A 20270-nucleotide genomic window follows, 5' to 3' on the forward strand; every position below is an offset into this window, starting at 1 on the left:
GCCGAGCGTCACGGACGGGGGTGGGAACGTGACGGACAACAGCCGGGACCACGGCCGGGGCGGCGCGAGTCCGGTGGTCCACGGATTCCCGCATCTCGAGACCGTCCGGTCCGCGATCACGGCCCTGTACCGGAGGCTGTCGCACGACGGCGTGCGCGGTTACGCCACGAGCCTCGCCCCCGCCGACGTCGCCTTCTGCGACCAGGACGATCTGTACCTCGGCACCCAGCGAGTGGCGCGGTCCATGGTCCGGCATCTGCATCTGCCGGACGCCCGGATGATCGTCGGCTTCCGAACGATGGAACACGCTGCCGGCGTCGAACTCGCCGCGGGGCCCGAGTACTTCATCGAGCTCAACGACCGCTTCCGCACGCATCGCAGGGACATCGGCGCCGCGCTCGCGCACGAGGTCACGCACGTGCTGCTGCACCGCCTCGGCCTGGAGTTCCCCGGAACGCCCGACAACGAGATCCTCACCGACACCGTGACGACCTACCTGGGCGCGGGCTGGCTGCTGCTGGACGCCTTCCGCGAGGACGCCGTCTCCAGCCAGAAGCTCGGCTATCTCACCCCGGAGGAGTTCGGATACGTCCTCGCCAAGCGGGCGTTCGCCTTCGACGAGGATCCCTCCCCGTGGTTCACGAGCCCGCAGGCGTACACGGCCTACACGCAGGGCCGCACCCAGGCCCTCCGCGACGCCCGGCAGCCACCCCTCGCCGCCGCCGGCTGGGCGGGCCGTCACCGTTACGCCAAGGACCGGCGGTACGCCCGGGACCATCCGGGCGCCGAGGCGGCCCGGGGCCCCGGCACCTCGTACGCCTTCGAGAACGGCCCGCGGGGACTGCGGGTCTCCTTCGGCTGCCCCACCTGTCACCAGCGCATCCGCGTTCCGGTACGCGGCCGGGTGCGGGCCCGGTGCGGGTTGTGCCGGACGGTCCTGGACTGCGACACCTGAACCACCACCGCACGCCCGGCGGTGCGGCACGGGGCGGACACGGCGCTCAGGAAGCGCCCGGAAGAAGCCGTCCTGCGCCCCCCGTGAGGGGCGGGACGGACGGTCCGGCAAGAGGTCCGACGAGGGGGCGGTGGGTGCCGGTGTAGATGGTCGGCATGTACTTGTTGCAGTGGATGCACAGGGACCGCACGTCACGGTCCTCGGCCATGCGGTTCACCAGATCGGGTTCGCGCAGGAGCGCGCGGGCCATGGCCACGTACTCGAAGCCCTCCGCCATGGCCTGTTCGACGGTCGCCCGGCGGGTGATGCCGCCGAGCAGGATCAGCGGAAGGCTCAGCGCGGCCCTGAACTGACGGGCCGAGGGCAGCAGGAACGCCTCTTCGTAGGGGTACGCGTGCAGGAATCGGCCGCCGGCCCAGGCGTATTCCCAGACGCATCGGCTGAGGGAAGACAGCGGCGAACTCGGAGAGCGGTGCGTCGCCCCGGAACAGATACATCGGATTGAGCAGGGAACTGCCGGCGGTCAGTTCGAGGGCGTCGACCGTCCCTTCCTCCTGGAGCCGACGGGCGACCTGGAGGCTCTCGTCGAGCCAGAAGCCGCCGGGCACTCCGTCGTCCATGTTGAGTTTGGCGGTGACGGCGATCGTGTCGCCGACCTCGTCGCGAACGGCGCGGGCGATACCCAGGGCGACCTTGGCGTTGGTTGGCGAGGCTGCCCCCGTAGGCGTCGTCGCGGTGGTTGAGACGGCGGCTGAGGAATGAACTCGCCAGGCAGTTGTGGCCGAAGTGCATCTCGACCGCGTCGAATCCGGACTCGACGGCGATCCGGGCGGCAGCGGCATGGGCGCGGGTGACGCGGGCGATGTCCTCGGAGGTGGCCGCCCGGGTCATCCGCATGCCGAGCGGGCTCAGGAACCGGCCGGGGGCCAGAGCCGGGAGCCGGTTGGAACGGGCGTCGGCGACCGGGCCCGCGTGACCGATCCGGGCGCTGACGGCCGCACCCTCACGGTGCACGGCATCGGTGAGCCTGCGCAGCCCCGGCACGGCTTCGGGGCGCATCCAGATCTGGTGGCGCTCGGTGCGGCCCTCGGGGGACACGGCGCAGTACGCGACAGTGGTCATGCCCACGCCGCCCGCAGCGGGCCGGCGGTGATAGGCGATCAGTTCGTCGGTGACCAGGCCCTTGGGGGTCACGCCTTCGAAGGTGGCGGATTTGATGACGCGGTTGCGAAGGGTGAGGGGGCCCAGTCAGGCGGGAGCGAAGGGGTCCGGTGGGGTGGGGACGGAGCCGGGGAGGAGTTCGGGGGTCATGCCGGCCTCTTCACCGCTTGCGGTCATCGCACATCTCCTTGTCGGCGATGCGGGGCAGGCTGCCGCCTCCCACCTAACAAATGTTTGGCGGAAGGTAGCCCATTCACCCATGAGTGTCTCCACCGCACACACCGACAAGGAGATCCGCCCAGGCCATGACGTCGAACCGGCGCAGCCACCGACCGCGCACCCACACCGGGCCCGACCCACGAGGTCATCGCCCCGAAGGGCACCCGGAACCGCACGGCCGGGCGGGAGGGCGCAGTGGTGACCGAACGGATCCGGTCACCACGTCACCACGTGCCGTCCGTACCGCTACGCGGCCCTGCGGCCACGCCCCGCGGCGCCACCGCGCCCGGCAGCGCCGCCACGGCCACCACCGGCAGCCGCACCTCGCGCCGGACCACCCGAAGCGCCCGAACCGGCACCTCGCACGGAACCGCCCCTGCCCGCACCGGCACCCGCAACCCGCGCGGAGCCGCCCGTCGCACGGCCCTCGCCGCCGCCCTGCCCGGCCCCACCGCGGCGGCCACGGCCGCGGCTGCCCGAGCGGAGGCCGGGGCCACCCGCCGCGGCCCCGCCCGAGCGCGTGCGCTGCTTCGGCGGGGTCGGCTGCGGGACCTCGATGACGACCGCGACGCCGGAGGGCTCACGGGCCCCGGTGATCCGGGTGAGTTCCTCGTCGCTGGACGTGATCCGGGTGGTCCGCGGGGCGATGCCCGCGTCGGCCATCAGCCGGGTCATCTCCCGCTTCTCTTCGGGCAGCACCAGAGTGACGACGCTGCCGGACTCCCCGGCACGCGCCGTGCGCCCGCCGCGATGGAGGTAGTCCTTGTGGTCGGTCGGCGGGTCCACGTTCACGACCAGATCGAGGTCGTCCACATGGATGCCACGCGCTGCCACGTTCGTCGCGACGAGCGCGGTGACCTGGCCGTTCTTGAACTGGTCCAGCGTCCGGTTGCGCTGCGGCTGCGAACGCCCGCCGTGCAGGGCGGCAGCCCGTACACCGCTGGCCAGCAGCCGCTTGGCGAAGCGGTCGGCGGCGCGCTTGGTGTCCACGAACATGATCACCCGGCCGTCACGGGCGGCGATCCGGGTGGCGACGGCCTTCTTGTCGGTCTCGTCGGCCACGTGCAGCACATGGTGCTCCATGGTGGTGACGGCGCCGGCGGACGGGTCGACCGAATGCACGACGGGGTCGGTCAGGAACATCTTGACCAGCCGGTCGATGTTCTTGTCGAGCGTCGCGGAGAACAGCATCCGCTGGCCGTCCGGCTCGACCTGCTTGAGCAGGGCGACGACCTGCGGCATGAAGCCCATGTCCGCCATCTGGTCGGCCTCGTCGAGGACGGTGATGGCGACCTGGTCGAGGCGGCAGTCGCCGCGCTCGATGAGGTCCTTCAGCCGGCCCGGCGTGGCGACGAGCACCTCGGCGCCCCGGCGCAGCGTGCCGGACTGCTTGCTGATCGACATGCCGCCGACGACGGTGGCCAGGCGGAGGTTCACCGCCGTCGCGTACGGCGTCAGCGCGTCGGTGACCTGCTGGGCGAGCTCGCGGGTCGGGACGAGGACCAGCGCGAGCGGGGCGCGCGGCTCGGCACGCCGTCCACCGGTCCGGGCCAGCAGCGCGAGGCCGAAGGCGAGGGTCTTGCCGGAGCCGGTACGGCCGCGGCCGAGGATGTCCCGGCCGGCGAGCGAGTTCGGCAGGGTGGCGCCCTGGATCGGGAACGGGTCGGTGACGCCCTGCGCGGCAAGGGTCTTCAGCAGGGCTGCGGGCATGTCCAGCTCGGCGAACGCCTCGACGGCGGGCAGTGCGGGGGTCATGGTTTCCGGCAGGGCGAATTCGCCCTGCGGCGGCGTGGCCCTGCGACGGGGCGACGCCTTGCCGGATCCCTTGCCGGAACCCTTGGCGGTTGCCTTTGCCGGGGCCGTGCCGCGCGCCCTCGACGGGCGGTTGCGGGCGGGTCGGTCCTGGCGTTCGGAGCGGGTCATACGGAATTGCCCTCCTGGGGGATTCCTGAGGAGTCCTAGGGATTCCTGGGAACTGCTTGGGACTGCTTGGGGACCTCTGCGGGACGACGCTCCACTGCGTCATGTCCCGGGGACAGCACAAGCCGGGGCCCGCACCTTCATGGTGCGGGCCCCGGCTGCGAGGTACGCGTCCTGGCAATTAGGCCGGGACGATGTTCTCCGCCTGCGGGCCCTTCTGGCCCTGCGTGACGTCGAAGGAGACCTTCTGGCCCTCCTGGAGCTCACGGAAGCCCGAGGTGGCGATGTTGGAGTAGTGGGCGAAGACGTCGGCGCCGCCGCCGTCCTGCTCGATGAAGCCGAAGCCCTTTTCCGAGTTGAACCACTTCACGGTTCCAGTAGCCATGTCATTCTCCTAAAAGAGGTGCAGTGCCAGAAATCCGCACTTTACGAATTCCAAGTCGCCGCATTGAGCCCCATCCGGAGAAAGCCGGAAAACAATAATGCGCCTGAGGAAGCATTCCCGTCAGGCGCACATAAAGTTCATGGGTACCAAAACTGCAACACGGCAACCCTAGCACGTCCTGTCGCCCCTCGGTGGGAACACGCCGCGCGCCGGTCGGCGGATTCCTGGCCGGACCCTTGGGGCAACTGGCCCGGGGCGTACTCGAAACGCCGTCGGAAAATGGCTCCGCGAGCGGTGTCGTGGCCGCTCGGCGCCCGTGCCGGGCCGCGTCGGACCGTACCGGGGGCCGAGCGGGAGTTCAGAGCCGTTCGATGATCGTCACGTTCGCCTGGCCGCCGCCCTCGCACATGGTCTGCAGGCCGTAGCGGCCCCCGGTGCGCTCAAGTTCGTGCAGCAATGTCGTCATCAATTTTGTACCGGTTGCGCCGAGCGGGTGACCCAGGGCGATGGCGCCGCCATTGACATTCACCCTGTCCGGGTCGGCTCCGGTTTCTTTCAGCCAGGCCAGGACGACCGGCGCGAATGCCTCATTGATCTCGATGAGGTCCATGTCGTCGATGGTCATTCCGGTCTTTTTGAGCGCGTACGCGGTGGCCGGGATCGGTGCCGACAGCATGCGGATCGGGTCCTCGGCCCGCACCGAGAGGTGGTGGATACGGGCGCGCGGGGTGAGGCCGTGCTCGGCCACGGCGCGCTCGGAGGCGATGAGCATGGCGGCGGCCCCGTCGGAGACCTGTGAGGAGCAGGCGGCGGTGATCGTGCCGCCCTCCAGGACCGGCTTCAGCCCCGCCATCTTCTCCAGGGTGGTGTCGCGGCGCGGCCCCTCGTCGGTGGTGACGTCACCGTAGGCGACGGTCTCGCGCGCGAAGCGGCCCTCGTCGATGGCGCGGACGGCGCGCTGGTGGGAGCGCAGGGCGAACTCCTCCATGCCCCGGCGGCTGATGCCCCATTTCTCGGCGATCAGCTGGGCGCCGTGGAACTGGTTGACCGGCGCGTCGCCGTACCGGGCGCGCCAGCCCTCGCTGCCCGCGTACGGGCCGTCCGTCAGGCCGAGGGGCTCCGCGGCCTGACGGGAGGCGAAGGCGATCGGGATCTGCGTCATGTTCTGGGTTCCGCCCGCGACGACCAGGTCCTGGGTGCCGGAGAGGACGCCCTGGGCGGCGAAGTGCACGGCCTGCTGAGAGGAGCCGCACTGGCGGTCGACGGTGACGCCGGGGACCTCCTCGGGCAGTCCGGCCGCCAGCCAGCAGGTGCGGGCGATGTCACCGGCCTGCGGTCCGACGGTGTCGAGGCAGCCGAAGACCACGTCCTCGACGGCCGCCGGGTCGATCCCCGTCCGTTCGACGAGGGCCTTGATGACGTGGGCGCCGAGGTCGGCGGGGTGGACCGCGCCGAGTCCTCCTTTGCGCCGCCCGACCGGGGTGCGTACCGCTTCGACTATGTATGCCTCGGCCATGACTGCTGCTCCTTGGGTGGGTTCAGGTGTCCAGGGCGATGCCGTCCAGGACCATCGAGAGGTACTGGCGGGCGATCTCCTCGGGGCTGTGCTGTCCGCCGGGCCGGTACCAGGACGCCGCGACCCAGACGGTGTCGCGGACGAAGCGGTAGGTGAGGCGGATGTCGAGGTCGGCGCGGAAGGACTTGTCGGTGACGCCGCGTTCCAGCGTGCCGAGCCAGGCCCTCTCGAACTTCCGCTGGGAGTCGGCGAGGTACTGGAAGCGCGGCTGGGTGGCCAGGTGCTTGGACTCCTTCTGGTAGATGGCGACGGCGGCGCGGTGCCGGTCGATCTCCCGGAAGGACTCGGTGACGAGGGCCTCGATGGTCTCCCGGGGTCCGAGTCCGGCGGCGAGCACCGCGTCGTACCCCTCCCAGAGTTCGGTGAGGAAGGTCGAGAGGATCTCGTCGATCATCGACTCCTTGGAATCGAAGTGGTAGTAGAGACTGCCCGCGAGCATCCCGGCCGCGTCCGCGATCCTGCGGACGGTGGTGGCGTTGTATCCCTGCGCGGCGAACACTTCGGCGGCGGTGTCGAGCAGTTCGCGGCGGCGCTCGGGCGAGGGGGTCACCTGGGGCTTCTTCTTGGTAGGCACCCGCCCATTCTCCGCCCGCCGGACGGCCCCGCGGACGCCCGCTCAGGCATGCCGGCTGCTGACGGAGACGACTTCGCCCGTCATGTACGAGGAGTAGCCGCTGGCGAGGAAGACGATGACGTTGGCGATCTCCCACGGCTCGGCGTAGCGGCCGAAGGCCTCCTTCGCGGTCAGTTCGTCGAGGAGTTCCGCGGAGGTGACCTTCACCAGGTGCGGGTGCATGGCGAGGCTGGGGGCGACGGCGTTGACGCGCACCCCGTAGTCGGCGGCCTCGACCGCGGCGCACCGGGTGAGGGCCATGACGCCCGCCTTGGCCGCGGCGTAGTGGGCCTGGCCGCTCTGGGCGCGCCAGCCGACGACAGAGGCGTTGTTGACGACGATGCCGCCCCGGCCGGCCGCCTTGAGCGAGCGCAGGGCGGCCCGGGTGCAGCGGAAGGTGCCGTTCAGGGTGACGTCGAGGACCTTGGTCCACTGTTCGTCGGTCATCTCGGCGAGCTCGGCGGTGCCGCCGAGGCCCGCGTTGTTGACGACGATGTCGAGGCCGCCGTGGGTCTCTTCGGCGAGCGCGAAGAGCGCCTGGACCTGGGTCTCGTCGGTGACGTCACAGGGCAGTGCGGCGACGCGGTCGGCGCCGAACTCCTGGGCGAACGTCTGCTCGGTCTCCTTGAGCCGCCGGGCGTGCGCGTCGCCGATGACGACGCGGGCGCCCTCCTCAAGGAATTTACGGGCGGTGGCGCCGCCGATTCCGGCGCCCGCGGCCGCGGTGACGACGGCGCCGCGGCCGGCCAGCAGCCCGTGCCCGGGTACGTACTGCGGTGCGCTCATGCCTGTGCCTCCTCGATCCCGGCTCGCGGAGCCTCGACGGTGGTCATGCCGGTACGTTAACCTACCAAACACTTGTTAGGGAAGGATGAGCCGATGCCCACTGCCCACGACACATCTGCCGACCGGTCCCACGTCGATCCCGTGCTGTACGAGCGCCGGGGTCCGGTCGCGTACATCACGCTGAACCGCCCCCGCTACCGCAACGCGCAGAACTCGGCGATGACCTACGCCCTGGACGCCGCGTTCTACCGGGCGGCCGAGGACTCCGAGGCCAAGGTGGTCGTGCTGGCCGGCGCCGGGGAGCACTTCTCGGCGGGCCATGACATCGGCACGCCCGGCCGCGACGCGCATCTGCCCTTCGAGCGCCGGGCGGGTCTGTGGTGGGACCACTCCGACAAGACCGGCGCGGAGAGCCGTTTCGCCCGTGAGTCGGAGGTCTATCTCGGCATGTGCAGGCGCTGGCGCGAGCTGCCGAAGCCGGTCGTCGCCTCGGTGCAGGGGGCGTGTGTGGCCGGCGGGCTGATGCTCGCCTGGATCTGCGACCTGATCGTGGCGAGCGAGGACGCCTTCTTCGCCGATCCGGTGGTCCGGATGGGCATCCCCGGCGTCGAGTACTTCGCACACCCATGGGTGATGCCGCCGCGGATCGCGAAGGAGTTCCTGTACACCGGCGACCGGATGAGCGCCCGCAGGGCGTACGAGGTCGGCATGGTGAACAAGGTGGTGGAGCGCGGCGAACTGGCCGACCGCACCCATGAGCTGGCGCTGCGGATAGCGCAGATGCCGCGGCTGGGACTGGCCCTGACCAAGCGCGCGGTCAACCAGGCCGAGGACCTTCAGGGTCTGCACACCGGCCTGGACTCGGTCTTCGGACTGCACCACCTTGCGCACGCGCACAACGCGGAGACGGCGGCGGACCCGCTGGGCGGCATGGACATCGCCTCGATGAAGAAGGCGGACACGTGATGGATCTGTCGTACACGGCCGAGGAGGAGGAGTTCCGGGCCGAGGCGCGTCAGTGGCTGCGGGCCAATATCCCCGCGCAGCCGCTGCCCTCCCTGGAGACCGCCGAGGGCTTCGCCGCGCACCGGGAGTGGGAGGCACGGCTCCACGCGGACCGCTGGTCGGTGGTCTCCTGGCCGCCCGAGTACGGCGGGCGGGGCGCCGACATCTTCCGGTGGCTGATCTTCGAGGAGGAGTACTACGCGGCGGGCGGGCCCGGCCGGGTCTCGCAGAACGGCATCAACCTCCTCGCCCCGACGCTCTTCGACCACGCCACGGACGAGCAGCGGGCCCGGGTCCTGCCGTCGATGGCGAGCGGCGAGGTGATCTGGGCCCAGGCCTGGTCCGAACCGGAGTCGGGCTCGGACCTGGCGTCGCTGCGCTCGCGGGCGGTGCGCACGGAGGGGGGCTGGCTGCTCTCGGGACAGAAGACCTGGTCCTCGCGGGCCGCTTTCGCGGACCGGGCGTTCGGCATCTTCCGTACGGACCCGGCGGCCGCGAAGCCGCATCACGGGCTGACGTATCTGATGTTCGACCTGTCGGCGCCGGGGGTGTCCGTCCGGCCGATCGGGCGGCTCGACGGCAAGCCCGCCTTCGCCGAGCTGTTCCTGGACGAGGTGTTCGTACCGGACGAGGACGTCATCGGGGAACCCGGGCAGGGCTGGCGCATCGCCATGTCGACGACGGGCAACGAGCGCGGGCTGACGCTCCGCTCCCCCGGCCGTTTCCTGGCCTCCGCCGACCGGCTGGCCGAGTTGTGGCGCAGCCACGGCGACCCGTCGGACACGGCGCTGCGGGACCGGGTGGCGGACGCGGTGATCGGGGCGCGCGCGTATCAGCTCTTCACCGGCGCGAACGCGTCGCGCTTCGCGGCCGGTGCGGCCATCGGCGCGGAGTCCAGCCTGAACAAGGTGTTCTGGTCCGAGTACGACATCGCACTGCACGAGACCGCGCTCGACCTGCTGGGCGCGGACGGCGAACTCGCCGACGGGGAGTGGGCCGAGGGGTATGTCTTCTCCCTCGCCGGCCCCATCTACGCCGGTACGAACGAGATCCAGCGCGACATCATCGCCGAGCGGCTGCTCGGCCTGCCGAAGGGACGGCGCTGATGCGTTTCCTCCTCGACGACGAGCAGCGGGAGTTCGCCCGTTCGCTGGACGCGATGCTGACGGCCTCGGACACCCCCGCGGTGATACGCGCCTGGGCCGCCGGGGAGCACGGGCCGGGCCGCGCCGTGTGGGAGCGGCTGGCGCAGGCCGGGGTGTTCGCCCTGGCGATACCGGAGGCGTACGAGGGTGTCGGGCCGTTGCCGGTCGACCTCGCCGTCGCCTTCACCGAGTTGGGGCGGCATGCGGTACCGGGACCGGTCGTGGAGACCGTCGCGGCCGGGGTGCTGCTGGAAGGTGTGGGCGGGGCGGTGGCCAAGGAGTGGCTGCCGCGGCTGGCGTCCGGCGAGGCGTCGGCGACGCTCCGGATGGACGGGTACGGGCCCTGTGCGCTGGACGCGGATGCCGTGGACGCCGTGTTCACGGTGACCGGCGACGCGTTGCGGCTCGCGCCCGGGTCCGGGGCGCTCGGCGTGTCGTTTGACCCGGCCCGCCGGCTGTGGCGCCCCGAGCCGGGTGGGGAGTTGCTGTCATTCGGCCCCCGGGTGGTGGTGGCGGCGGCGCGGGCCGCCCGATGGGCGGCGTTCGCGACGGCGGCCCAGGCGCTCGGCACCGGCGAGGCGCTGCTGCGGGCCACGGTCGGCTATGTGAAGCAGCGCACCCAGTTCGGTACGGCCATCGGGTCCTTCCAGGCGGTCAAGCACCGGCTCGCCGACACACTGATCGCGCTGGAGTTCGCCCGTCCGCTGCTGTACGGGGCGGCACTCGCGCTCGCCGAGGGGGCGCCGAACGCCGGTGCCGAGGTGGCGGCGGCCAAGGTGACGGCGGGCGAGGCGGCATACACCGCGGCGCGGACGGCACTGCAGTTGCACGGCGCGGTGGGGTACACCCAGGAGCTGGATCTGTCGCTGTGGCTGCGCAAGGCGCGACCGCTGCGCGACGCGTGGGGCACGCCGGGGGCTTGCCGCGCGCGGGTGCTGGCGCGGACAAGCTTGTCCGGCGGATGAGGGCGAGAGGGGTCAGGTTTCGTACGGCGCGCTGCCGTCCGCGGCCCGGCGGATCGTGCGCAACGGCTTGCCGGGCCGCCACACCCGCACCACCAGTTCCCCGGAATCCAGGGACGTACGGACCACCTCCTCCAGTTCCGTACGGAAGAGGTGGAACGGCTCCGGCGGCTTCACCTCCTCGACGAAACGGGCCAGGAACGCGGGGTCGGTGACCTCCACGGCCCGTCCGGAGACCCGGACGTCGCCGTCCGCCATCTCGGCGTCCGGCCCCGGATTGGCCTGCACCGCGAACCGCGGGTCGCGCAGCAGGTCGAGCGCCTTGCGCGAGTTCGGCATCATGCCGAGCCACAGCTCATCGAAACGGAACTCCACCTCCAGGCCGGTCACCCGCGGCGAGCCGTCCTTCCGCAGGGTCGCCAGGACGTGGTGCTTGTACTGCCCGAAACGGGCCCGGACGGTGTCGGCGAAGGCCGGTTCCGCCGCTTGGAACGCTTGCCAGGAACTCGATGTCATGCGGCCATGAAATCGGGGAAACCCGACATCTTCTGTCCTGTTTTCCCGGCCCGCACCGGCTCATCCGCGCGACAGGGTCACCACCAGTGCCCATCCATGGGTCCGGAGCACCCCCGGTGAATCGCCCTGCGCCAGCAACGCGTCGTAACGGCCGAGCTCGATGCCCTGGCCGTCGAGCACCGCACCGTCCTCCAGCGCGAGGGCCAGAACCGCCCCGCCCACCGGCACCGACAGCCTCAGGGTGCCCCGTACCACCGCGACCTCCGCCGCCGTACGCCCCCGGCGGTACATGACATTGACGTTCACGACCGGGCCACCGAGCAGCCGGCCGTCCGTCTCGGCATCACCGGGGAAGTCGTGGGGCCAGTACGGCTCGTCGACGATGTGGTGCTCGCCGCCCACCATGAGGTCCATCCCGGCGCCCTCGACCACGGTCAGCGTGCGGTCGACGCCGGGGAAGGAGGAGAACGGTCCGTCCCTGGACACATCGGCGAGGCTGACCCGCCAGTCGAAGGCGTCCAGCGGCGCGCCCTCGGGGGACGCCGCGATCTCCCGGGTGACTCCCCCACCGTTCTTCCAGGGCCTGGCCGTACGGTCGGCCGCCCGCAGCACCCGGGCCGTCATCCGACGATGGCCTGGGCGCGGGCCGCGGCCAGCCACTGCGGGAATTCGGCGAGCAGCCGGTCGTACAGCTCGGCGTCCGAAACCCGGCGCGGATCGGAGCCGGCGTGGAAGAAGCCCGCGTTGTCGACGGGGCGCTTGGCGGGCACGGCCAGATCGTCGAGCTTGCGCAGGAAGTCGAACTGCGTACTGCGTTTGTTGCCGAAGCCGACGAACTGCCAGAACAGCGGCAGCCTGGCGGCCTTGCAGAGGTAACGTTCCGCCGCGTGCTTGCTGATCGGACCGCCGTCCGTCTGGAAGACGACGAGCGCGGGGGCGGTCGAGCCGCTGTCGAGGTAGTGGTCGATGACGGCGTCCATGGCCAGGTGGTAGCTGGTCTTCCCCATGTGTCCGAGGCCCGCCACGATCGCGTCGATCCGGCCCTGGTGATCGCCCAGGACCATGTCGGTGACGGCATCGACGTCCGTGGAGAAGAAGACGACGGGTACGCGGCCGTCGTCGTCCAGATGCGCCGAAAGGCCCAGCACCCGGTCCGCCAGGGCCTGGACGCTGCCGTCCTTGTAGTACTCCCTCATGGAGCCGGAGTAGTCGAGCACCAGGTAGACCGCGGCCCGCTCGCCGTTCATGCCGCTCTTCGTCAGCGACACCGACGCGCTCTTGTAGAGGCTGACCAGCGCGGGGGCGGTCTCCTCGATCTTGCGGAGGCTGATGGCCGGACCTGCTGCGGCGGACGGGCCGACCATGCGGATTCTCCGATCCTCGACGTGTCAGGATCCCGAGCGTAAGGCACCCGGCCGCGCCCGCGGCGGGCGGTGTTCGCTATCTTGATCGCCGCCGTCCCCACCGGCCGCTCGTGTCCGCCCACCGTGAAGGAGCCTGCCGTGGAGGCCGCGGTCACCACCTGTTATCGCCATCCGTCCTACGAGACGTATGTGAGCTGTACCCGCTGCGAACGCTTCATCTGCCCCGACTGCATGCGGGAGGCCGCCGTCGGCCACCACTGCGTGGAGTGCGTGAAGGAAGGGCAGCGTTCGGTCCGGCAGGCACGCACGGTGTTCGGCGGCGCGGTGTCCAGGACCGCGGTACCGCTCGTCACGTACGTACTGATGGGCCTCAACATCCTGGCGTATCTGGGCGAGCTGGTCCGTCCGGGGATCATCGACCGCTTCGCCATGCTCGGTGCGGGACTGACCGGCCCCGACGGAGGCCAGTACGTCTACGAGGGCGGAGACTTCCCCGGCTTCGATGTGGTCGGGGTGGCGGGCGGCGAGTGGTACCGGCTGCTGACCGGGGCCTTCCTCCACCTCCCGCCCGGTGGGTCGTCCTTCGGCGCGTTGCCGTTCGGGGTGCTGCACATCCTCTTCAACATGTACGCGCTGTGGAATCTGGGCCGGGTCGTCGAGGAGCAACTGGGCCGGGCCCGTTACCTCACGCTGTATCTGCTGTCCGCGCTGGGCGGTTCGGTCCTGGTGTATCTGATCGCCCCGTTCGACGTCACCGTGGGTGCGTCGGGTGCGATCTTCGGTCTCGGTGCGGCGTTCTACGTCATCAACCGACGTCTGGGCCGCGATATGCAGGCAGTGAACCGGTTCATGGCCGGCTTCCTGATCTGGATGCTGATCTCGGCCGGATTCGCCTCGTGGCAGGGCCACTTGGGCGGGCTCCTGACGGGCGGCATCGTCACGCTCGCATACGCGTACGCCCCGGCGAAGCGGCGGGCGACGGTTCAGGCGGCCGCGGGTGTGGTGCTCCTTGCCGTGCTGGTGCTGCTGGTGGTGCTGAAGACGTCCGCGCTGACGGGCTGAGCGGTCCGCCCGTCCCGGAACGCGCCACGGCGCCTGCCGAGATCGTCCGGTCGGGGACGGGCAGGCGCCGCGTTCAGTTCCGTACGCCTTTGTACGGGACGTCTTTGTGTGCCGTGGTTCAGACCGTCAGGGCACGGTCCGTCGGGCGGATCGGGGCCGGCAGGGCGCTGGCTCCGGTCAGGAAGCGGTCCACGCCGCGTGCCGCGGAGCGGCCCTCGGCGATGGCCCACACGATGAGGGACTGGCCGCGGCCCGCGTCACCGGCGACGAACACGCCGCCGACGTTGGTGGCGTAGTCCGCGTCGCGCGCGACATTGCCGCGCTCGTCGAGCTCCAGGCCGAACTGCTGCACCAGGCCGTTGGACTGGTCGGTGCCGGTGAAGCCCATGGCCAGGGTGACCAGCTGTGCGGGGATCCTGCGCTCGGTGCCGGGCTTCTGTTCCAGCCTGCCGTCCTTGAACTCCACCTCGACCAGGTGCAGCGCCTGGACATTGCCGTCCTCGTCGCCCTCGAAGTGGGTGGTGGAGACGGAGTAGACCCGCTCGCCACCCTCCTCGTGCGCGGAGGTGACCTTGTAGAGCATCGGGAAGGTCGGCCAGGGCTGGTTGGCGTTACGGTCCTCGCCCGGCCGGGGCATGATCTCCAGCTGGGTGACGGAGAGCGCGCCCTGGCGGTGGGCGGTGCCGACGCAGTCGGCGCCGGTGTCGCCGCCGCCGATGACGACCACGTGCTTGCCCTCGGCGGTGATCGGGGAGACCGTCAGGTCGCCCTCCTGCACCTTGTTGGCGAGCGGCAGGTACTCCATGGCGAAGTGCACACCGTTCAGCTCACGGCCGGGGACGGGCAGGTCGCGGGAGACGGTGGCACCGGCGGCGATGACGACCGCGTCGTACCGGCGGCGGAGCTTGGCGGCGTCGATGTCCTTGCCGATCTCCGTCTCCGTACGGAACTTGGTGCCTTCCGCGCGCATCTGCTCGATACGGCGGTTGATGTGCGACTTCTCCATCTTGAACTCGGGGATGCCGTACCGGAGAAGGCCTCCGATGCGGTCCGCGCGCTCGTAGACGGCGACCGTGTGCCCGGCCCGGGTCAGCTGCTGGGCGGCGGCGAGACCCGCCGGGCCCGAGCCGATGACGGCGACGGTCTTGCCGGAGAGCCGCTCGGGCGGCTGCGGGGTGACGTCGCCGCTGTCCCACGCCTTGTCGATGATGGAGACTTCGACGTTCTTGATGGTGACGGCCGGCTGGTTGATGCCGAGCACACACGCCGACTCGCACGGGGCCGGGCAGAGCCGCCCGGTGAACTCCGGGAAGTTGTTCGTGGCGTGCAGGCGCTCGGACGCGGCCGTCCAGTCCTCGCGGTAGGCGTAGTCGTTCCACTCGGGGATGAGGTTTCCGAGCGGGCAGCCGTTGTGGCAGAACGGGATGCCGCAGTCCATGCAGCGGCCGGCCTGCTTGCTGATGATCGGGAGCAGCGAGCCCGGAACGTAGACCTCGTTCCAGTCCTTGACGCGCTCGCCCACGGGGCGGGCGTCGGCGACCGCGCGCCCGGTGGTCAGGAAGCCCTTGGGGTCAGCCATTGGTCGCCGCCTCCATCATCTTCTCGGTGGTCTCCTGTTCGGAGAGACCGGCGAGCTCAGCGGCGTCCTTGGCGGCGAGCACTGCCTTGTACGTGGACGGGATGATCTTGCTGAAGCGGGAGACGCCACCGTCGGCGCTGTCCCACTCGGCGAGCAGCTTCTCGGCGACCGTGGAACCGGTCTCCTCCTGGTGGCGGCGCACCACGTCGTGCAGCCACTGCTCGTCGGTGTCGCAGAGCGCCTCGACCGCGCCGAGGTTGCCGGAGTTGACGTTGGCACGGTCCAGGTCGATGACGTACGCGACGCCGCCTGACATGCCCGCGGCGAAGTTACGTCCGGTCTCGCCGAGCACGACGGCGTGACCGCCGGTCATGTACTCGCAGCCGTGGTCGCCCACGCCTTCCGAGACGACCGTCGCGCCGGAGTTGCGGACGCAGAACCGCTCACCGGTCCGGCCGCGCAGGAACAGCTCGCCACCGGTGGCGCCGTAGGCGATCGTGTTGCCCGCGATGGTGGAGTACTCGGCGAGGTGGTCGGCGCCGCGGTCCGGGCGGACGACGACGCGGCCGCCGGAGAGGCCCTTGCCGACGTAGTCGTTGGCGTCGCCCTCCAGGCGCAGGGTCACTCCGCTCGGCACGAACGCGCCGAAGGACTGGCCGGCGGAGCCGGTGAACGTGATGTCGATGGTGTCCTGCGGCAGACCGGCGCCGCCGAACTTCTTCGTCACCTCGTGGCCGAGCATGGTGCCGACGGTCCGGTTGATGTTCCGGATCGCGATCCGGGCCCGCACCGGCTGGGCGGCCTCGGCGCTCTCCGCGTTCAGGGCGTCGGCGGCGAGCTTGATCAGCTCGTTGTCGAGTGCCTTGGCGAGACCGTGGTCCTGCTCGATCCGCTGGTGACGGACCGCGCCCTCGGGCAGCTCCGGGACGTGGAACAGGGGTTCCAGGTCCAGGCCCTGCGCCTTCCAGTGGGTGATGGCGCGGTCGGTGTCGAGCAGCTCGGCGTGGCCGACGGCCTCCTCGATCGTCCGGAAGCCCAGCTCGGCGAGGAGCTCACGGACCTCCTGGGCGATGAACTCGAAGAAGTTGACGACGTACTCGGCCTTGCCCGAGAAGCGGCTCCGCAGGACCGGGTTCTGCGTGGCGATGCCGACCGGGCAGGTGTCCAGATGACAGACGCGCATCATGACGCAGCCGGAGACGACGAGCGGCGCGGTCGCGAAACCGAACTCCTCGGCGCCCAGCAGCGCGGCGATGACGACGTCGCGGCCGGTCTTCAGCTGGCCGTCGGTCTGCACGACGATGCGGTCGCGCAGGCCGTTGAGCAGCAGGGTCTGCTGGGTCTCGGCGAGGCCGAGCTCCCAGGGGCCGCCCGCGTGCTTGAGCGAGGTGAGCGGGGAGGCGCCCGTTCCGCCGTCGTGGCCGGAGATCAGGACGACGTCCGCGTGCGCCTTGGAGACACCCGCCGCGACCGTGCCGACACCGACCTCGGAGACCAGCTTCACATGGATGCGGGCCGCCGGGTTGGCGTTCTTGAGGTCATGGATCAGCTGGGCCAGGTCCTCGATGGAGTAGATGTCGTGGTGCGGCGGCGGCGAGATCAGGCCGACACCCGGGGTGGAGTGCCGGGTCCTGGCGACCCAGGGGTAGACCTTGTGGCCGGGCAGCTGGCCGCCCTCGCCGGGCTTGGCGCCCTGAGCCATCTTGATCTGGATGTCGTCCGCGTTGACCAGGTACTCGCTGGTCACACCGAAGCGGCCGGAGGCGACCTGCTTGATGGACGAACGGCGCGCCGGGTCGTAGAGCCGGTCCGCGTCCTCGCCGCCCTCGCCGGTGTTGGACTTGCCGCCCAGCTGGTTCATGGCGATGGCGAGGGTCTCGTGCGCCTCGCGGGAGATCGAGCCGTACGACATGGCGCCGGTGGAGAAGCGCTTGACGATGTCGGAGACGGACTCGACCTCGTCGATGGAGATCGCCTCGCGGTCGCTCCTGCCGTTCTCATTTGTCTTGAGGGTGAACAGGCCACGGAGCGTCATCAGGCGCTCGGACTGCTCGTTCACCCGGTCCGTGTACTTCTTGAAGATGTCGTAGCGCTTGGTGCGCGTGGCGTGCTGGAGGCGGAAGACCGTCTCCGGGTCGAACAGGTGCGGCTCGCCCTCGCGGCGCCACTGGTACTCGCCGCCGATCTCCAGCGCGCGGTGCGAGGCGGCGATACCGGAGGCCGGGTACGCCTTGGCGTGGCGGGCGGCGACCTCCTGGGCGACGACGTCGAGACCGGCGCCGCCGATCTTGCTGGCGGTGCCGTGGAAGTACTTCGCGACGAAGTCCTCGTTCAGGCCGACGGCCTCGAAGACCTGGGCGCCGCGGTAGGAGGCGACTGTCGAGATGCCCATCTTGGACATGACCTTCAGGACGCCCTTGCCGAGCGCGTGGATCAGGTTGCGGATGGCCTTCTCGGGCTCGATGCCCTCGATGAACGTACCGGCACGGACCAGGTCCTCGACGGACTCCATCGCCAGGTACGGGTTGACCGCGGCGGCGCCGTAGCCGATGAGCAGCGCGACGTGGTGGACCTCGCGGACGTCCCCGGCCTCGACCAGCAGACCGACCTGGGTGCGCTGCTTGGTGCGGATGAGGTGGTGGTGGACGGCGGAGGTGAGCAGCAGCGACGGGATCGGCGCGTGCTCGGCGTCGGAGTGCCGGTCGGAGAGGACGATCAGGCGGGCACCGTCCTCTATGGCGGCGTCGGCCTCGGCGCAGATCCGCTCGATCCGCGCGGCGAGGGCCTCACCGCCGCCGCCGACCCGGTAGAGACCGGAGAGTGTGGCAGCCTTCATCCCCGGCATGTCGCCGTCGGCGTTGATGTGTATCAGCTTGGCCAGCTCGTCGTTGTCGATCACCGGGAACGGCAGCGTGACGCTGCGGCACGACGCGGCGGTCGGCTCCAGCAGGTTGCCCTGCGGGCCGAGCGTGGAGCGCAGCGAGGTGACGAGCTCCTCGCGGATGGCGTCCAGCGGCGGGTTGGTGACCTGCGCGAACAGCTGGGTGAAGTAGTCGAAGAGCAGCCGGGGGCGCTCGGACAGGGCGGCGATCGGCGAGTCCGTACCCATGGAGCCGAGCGGTTCGCCGCCGGTGCGGGACATCGGCGCGAGGATGACGCGCAGCTCTTCCTCGGTGTAGCCGAAGGTCTGCTGGCGGCGGGTGACGGAGGCGTGCGTGTGCACGATGTGCTCCCGCTCGGGGAGGTCCTCCAGCTCGATCTCGCCGGCCTCCAGCCAGTCCTGGTACGGCTGCTCGGCGGCGAGGGCGGCCTTGATCTCGTCGTCCTCGATGATGCGGCCCTCGGCCGTGTCGACGAGGAACATCCTGCCGGGCTGGAGGCGGCCCTTGCGGACCACCTTCGCGGGGTCGATGTCCAGGACACCGACCTCGGAGGAGAGCACGACGAGGCCGTCGTCGGTGACCCAGTAGCGGCCGGGTCGCAGCCCGTTGCGGTCCAGCACCGCGCCGACCTGGGTGCCGTCGGTGAAGGTGACGCAGGCCGGGCCGTCCCAGGGCTCCATCATCGTGGAGTGGTACTGGTAGAAGGCGCGGCGGGCCGGATCCATGGCATTCAGGGATTCGGGGCTCTCCCACGCCTCGGGGACCATCATCAGCACCGAGTGCGGCAGCGACCGGCCGCCGAGGTGGAGCAGCTCCAGGACCTCGTCGAAGGAGGCGGAGTCGGAGGCGTCGGGTGTGCAGACGGGGAAGATCCGGTCCAGCTGAGCAGCCCCGAAGAGGCTGGTGACGAGCTGGGACTCGCGGGCCTTCATCCAGTTGCGGTTGCCCTTGACCGTGTTGATCTCGCCGTTGTGCGCGACGAAACGGTACGGGTGGGCGAGCGGCCAGCTCGGGAAGGTGTTCGTGGAGAACCGCGAGTGCACCAGTGCGACGGCGGTGGCGAAGCGACGGTCGGAGAGGTCCGGGAAGAACGGCTCCAGCTGCCCCGTGGTGAGCATGCCCTTGTAGACGATCGTGCGGGCGGAGAGCGAGGGGAAGTACACCCCGGCCTCCCGCTCGGCGCGCTTGCGCAGCACGAAGGCCTTGCGGTCGAGCGCGATGCCGGTGCTCTCGCCGTCCGTGACGAAGAGCTGGCGGAATTCGGGCATGGTGGCGCGGGCGCCCTTGCCGAGGATGTCCGGGGTGACCGGGACCTGGCGCCAGCCGAGGATCCTGAGGCCCTCCTCGGCGGAGATCTTCTCCAGCTTCCGGACGGCCTCGGTGGAGTCGTCCGCGGGCAGGAAGGCGATTCCGACGCCGTAGGCACCGGCCTCGGGGAGGTCGAAGGCGACCTTGTCGCGGAGGAAGGCGTCCGGCACCTGGAGAAGGATTCCGGCACCGTCGCCGGAGTCGGGCTCGGACCCGGTGGCACCGCGGTGTTCGAGGTTGCGCAGTACGGTCAGCGCCTGCTCGACCAGCTCATGGCTGGCCACACCGGTCAGGGTGGCCACGAACCCGACACCACAGGCGTCGTGCTCGTTACGGGGGTCGTACAGCCCCTGCTGGGCGGGGCGACCGTCCATGGGCGACCAGGCGTCGGTACGCATGGGCTCTCCCGTCGTCGTCGTGGCATATGCAGTGCCGAGGGACGACGTTGGCCCTCTGCGAAATTTCGTGCAATTTACATGATGGGGCGCTTCTCAAGAAGCGGATAGTCCGTTCCAACATCCGGACACCGCCTGAGGCGGTGGGGGTGGGTCGCAGTCGGAGGATCGGCGCCCGGGGGACCGCAGAGAGCAGGCGTCGTTGCCTGCGGTGTGTACGGCTCTTGCCCGGCGGCAAAGGAAATGAAACCGCCGGGTAACGGCTACTTATGTGCAGCCCTGCATAGAGACTCATTTTACGCCGCGCGGAACCGGTCCGCCCAGAGGCGGACCCCAAGACGTGCGTCACACCCATGGCGGACACGTCACGCAAGGGAGCCCGCCCGGCACGCGAGGACGACACCTCCGGCCGGACGGGCTCCATGTCATGTCCCGGT

General features: G+C 70.5%; 15 protein-coding genes and 1 pseudogene. 5 read left to right on the top strand and 11 right to left on the bottom strand.

The features are described from left to right. Positions 1 to 28: 28 nt before the first annotated feature. Complete coding sequence (locus ABZ826_RS04610) at positions 29 to 955, top strand: hypothetical protein (RefSeq protein ID WP_361442063.1); 927 nt, start codon at positions 29 to 31, stop codon at positions 953 to 955. 46 nt (positions 956 to 1001) lie between these two features. Here the strand turns inward: ABZ826_RS04610 and ABZ826_RS04615 are convergent. From ABZ826_RS04615 to ABZ826_RS04640, 6 genes and pseudogenes are all read right to left on the bottom strand, one after another. Next, positions 1002 to 2203: pseudogene (locus ABZ826_RS04615) on the bottom strand (NADH:flavin oxidoreductase). Positions 2204 to 2581: 378 nt separating this feature from the next. Then, the gene (locus tag ABZ826_RS04620; protein WP_361442066.1) at positions 2582 to 4258 is read right to left on the bottom strand and encodes a DEAD/DEAH box helicase; all 1677 of its coding nucleotides are present in this window, start codon (positions 4256 to 4258) and stop codon (positions 2582 to 2584) included. Positions 4259 to 4436: 178 nt separating this feature from the next. Then, a complete protein-coding gene (locus ABZ826_RS04625) occupies positions 4437 to 4640 on the bottom strand; it encodes a cold-shock protein (RefSeq protein WP_003969786.1) in 204 nt (67 codons plus the stop codon). 358 nt (positions 4641 to 4998) lie between these two features. Then, the gene (locus ABZ826_RS04630) at positions 4999 to 6156 is read right to left on the bottom strand and encodes an acetyl-CoA C-acetyltransferase (RefSeq protein WP_361442069.1); all 1158 of its coding nucleotides are present in this window, start codon (positions 6154 to 6156) and stop codon (positions 4999 to 5001) included. 22 nt (positions 6157 to 6178) lie between these two features. After that, the gene (locus ABZ826_RS04635; RefSeq protein ID WP_361442072.1) at positions 6179 to 6790 is read right to left on the bottom strand and encodes a TetR/AcrR family transcriptional regulator; all 612 of its coding nucleotides are present in this window, start codon (positions 6788 to 6790) and stop codon (positions 6179 to 6181) included. 42 nt (positions 6791 to 6832) lie between these two features. Further along, positions 6833 to 7615: an SDR family oxidoreductase gene (locus ABZ826_RS04640; protein WP_361442075.1), complete on the bottom strand. Its 783-nt coding sequence runs from the start codon at positions 7613 to 7615 to the stop codon at positions 6833 to 6835. A 93-nt stretch (positions 7616 to 7708) separates the two neighbouring features. Here ABZ826_RS04640 and ABZ826_RS04645 point away from each other — a divergent pair, with 93 nt between their 5' ends. From ABZ826_RS04645 to ABZ826_RS04655, 3 genes are read left to right on the top strand one after another with little or no spacing between them, the layout of a single operon-like run. Next, on the top strand, positions 7709 to 8581 hold the full coding sequence (locus ABZ826_RS04645) for an enoyl-CoA hydratase (RefSeq protein WP_361442078.1): 873 nt from the start codon (positions 7709 to 7711) through the stop codon (positions 8579 to 8581). Further along, the gene (locus tag ABZ826_RS04650) at positions 8581 to 9726 is read left to right on the top strand and encodes an acyl-CoA dehydrogenase family protein (RefSeq protein WP_361442081.1); all 1146 of its coding nucleotides are present in this window, start codon (positions 8581 to 8583) and stop codon (positions 9724 to 9726) included. The genes ABZ826_RS04645 and ABZ826_RS04650 overlap by 1 nt, the downstream gene beginning before the upstream one ends. Beyond that, positions 9726 to 10730, top strand: coding sequence for an acyl-CoA dehydrogenase family protein (locus ABZ826_RS04655; protein WP_361442084.1), 1005 nt, complete (start codon positions 9726 to 9728; stop codon positions 10728 to 10730). Before ABZ826_RS04650 ends, ABZ826_RS04655 begins: the two co-directional genes overlap by 1 nt. 12 nt (positions 10731 to 10742) lie before the next feature. On the opposite strand, the gene ABZ826_RS04660 is transcribed toward ABZ826_RS04655, so the two are convergent. From ABZ826_RS04660 to ABZ826_RS04670, 3 genes are read right to left on the bottom strand one after another with little or no spacing between them, the layout of a single operon-like run. After that, the gene (locus tag ABZ826_RS04660; protein WP_361442087.1) at positions 10743 to 11243 is read right to left on the bottom strand and encodes a pyridoxamine 5'-phosphate oxidase family protein; all 501 of its coding nucleotides are present in this window, start codon (positions 11241 to 11243) and stop codon (positions 10743 to 10745) included. A 60-nt stretch (positions 11244 to 11303) separates the two neighbouring features. Next, a complete protein-coding gene (locus tag ABZ826_RS04665) occupies positions 11304 to 11867 on the bottom strand; it encodes a HutD family protein (RefSeq protein ID WP_361442090.1) in 564 nt (187 codons plus the stop codon). Next, a complete protein-coding gene (locus ABZ826_RS04670; protein ID WP_361442093.1) occupies positions 11864 to 12607 on the bottom strand; it encodes a VWA domain-containing protein in 744 nt (247 codons plus the stop codon). The genes ABZ826_RS04665 and ABZ826_RS04670 overlap by 4 nt, the downstream gene beginning before the upstream one ends. A gap of 138 nt (positions 12608 to 12745) precedes the next feature. Between ABZ826_RS04670 and ABZ826_RS04675 the strand changes: the two genes are divergently transcribed. After that, positions 12746 to 13669: a rhomboid family intramembrane serine protease gene (locus ABZ826_RS04675; RefSeq protein ID WP_361442096.1), complete on the top strand. Its 924-nt coding sequence runs from the start codon at positions 12746 to 12748 to the stop codon at positions 13667 to 13669. Between the two features lie 118 nt (positions 13670 to 13787). On the opposite strand, the gene ABZ826_RS04680 is transcribed toward ABZ826_RS04675, so the two are convergent. Continuing rightward, on the bottom strand, positions 13788 to 15248 hold the full coding sequence (locus tag ABZ826_RS04680) for a glutamate synthase subunit beta (RefSeq protein WP_361442099.1): 1461 nt from the start codon (positions 15246 to 15248) through the stop codon (positions 13788 to 13790). Beyond that, on the bottom strand, positions 15241 to 19836 hold the full coding sequence (gene gltB, locus ABZ826_RS04685; protein WP_361442102.1) for a glutamate synthase large subunit: 4596 nt from the start codon (positions 19834 to 19836) through the stop codon (positions 15241 to 15243). The genes ABZ826_RS04680 and gltB overlap by 8 nt, the downstream gene beginning before the upstream one ends. Positions 19837 to 20270 lie beyond the last annotated feature (434 nt).

The organism is Streptomyces sp. NPDC047515 (assembly GCF_040643055.1).
Lineage (GTDB): Bacteria > Actinomycetota > Actinomycetes > Streptomycetales > Streptomycetaceae > Streptomyces.

Coding starts and splice junctions, on each gene's coding strand:
- ABZ826_RS04620 (WP_361442066.1), bottom strand. CDS start 4,258: ATGACCCGCTCCGAACGCCAGGACCGACCCGCCCGCAACCGCCCGTCG.
- ABZ826_RS04625 (WP_003969786.1), bottom strand. CDS start 4,640: ATGGCTACTGGAACCGTGAAGTGGTTCAACTCGGAAAAGGGCTTCGGC.
- ABZ826_RS04630 (WP_361442069.1), bottom strand. CDS start 6,156: ATGGCCGAGGCATACATAGTCGAAGCGGTACGCACCCCGGTCGGGCGG.
- ABZ826_RS04640 (WP_361442075.1), bottom strand. CDS start 7,615: ATGAGCGCACCGCAGTACGTACCCGGGCACGGGCTGCTGGCCGGCCGC.
- ABZ826_RS04645 (WP_361442078.1), top strand. CDS start 7,709: ATGCCCACTGCCCACGACACATCTGCCGACCGGTCCCACGTCGATCCC.
- ABZ826_RS04650 (WP_361442081.1), top strand. CDS start 8,581: ATGGATCTGTCGTACACGGCCGAGGAGGAGGAGTTCCGGGCCGAGGCG.
- ABZ826_RS04655 (WP_361442084.1), top strand. CDS start 9,726: ATGCGTTTCCTCCTCGACGACGAGCAGCGGGAGTTCGCCCGTTCGCTG.
- ABZ826_RS04660 (WP_361442087.1), bottom strand. CDS start 11,243: ATGACATCGAGTTCCTGGCAAGCGTTCCAAGCGGCGGAACCGGCCTTC.
- ABZ826_RS04665 (WP_361442090.1), bottom strand. CDS start 11,867: ATGACGGCCCGGGTGCTGCGGGCGGCCGACCGTACGGCCAGGCCCTGG.
- ABZ826_RS04670 (WP_361442093.1), bottom strand. CDS start 12,607: ATGGTCGGCCCGTCCGCCGCAGCAGGTCCGGCCATCAGCCTCCGCAAG.
- ABZ826_RS04680 (WP_361442099.1), bottom strand. CDS start 15,248: ATGGCTGACCCCAAGGGCTTCCTGACCACCGGGCGCGCGGTCGCCGAC.
- gltB (WP_361442102.1), bottom strand. CDS start 19,836: ATGCGTACCGACGCCTGGTCGCCCATGGACGGTCGCCCCGCCCAGCAG.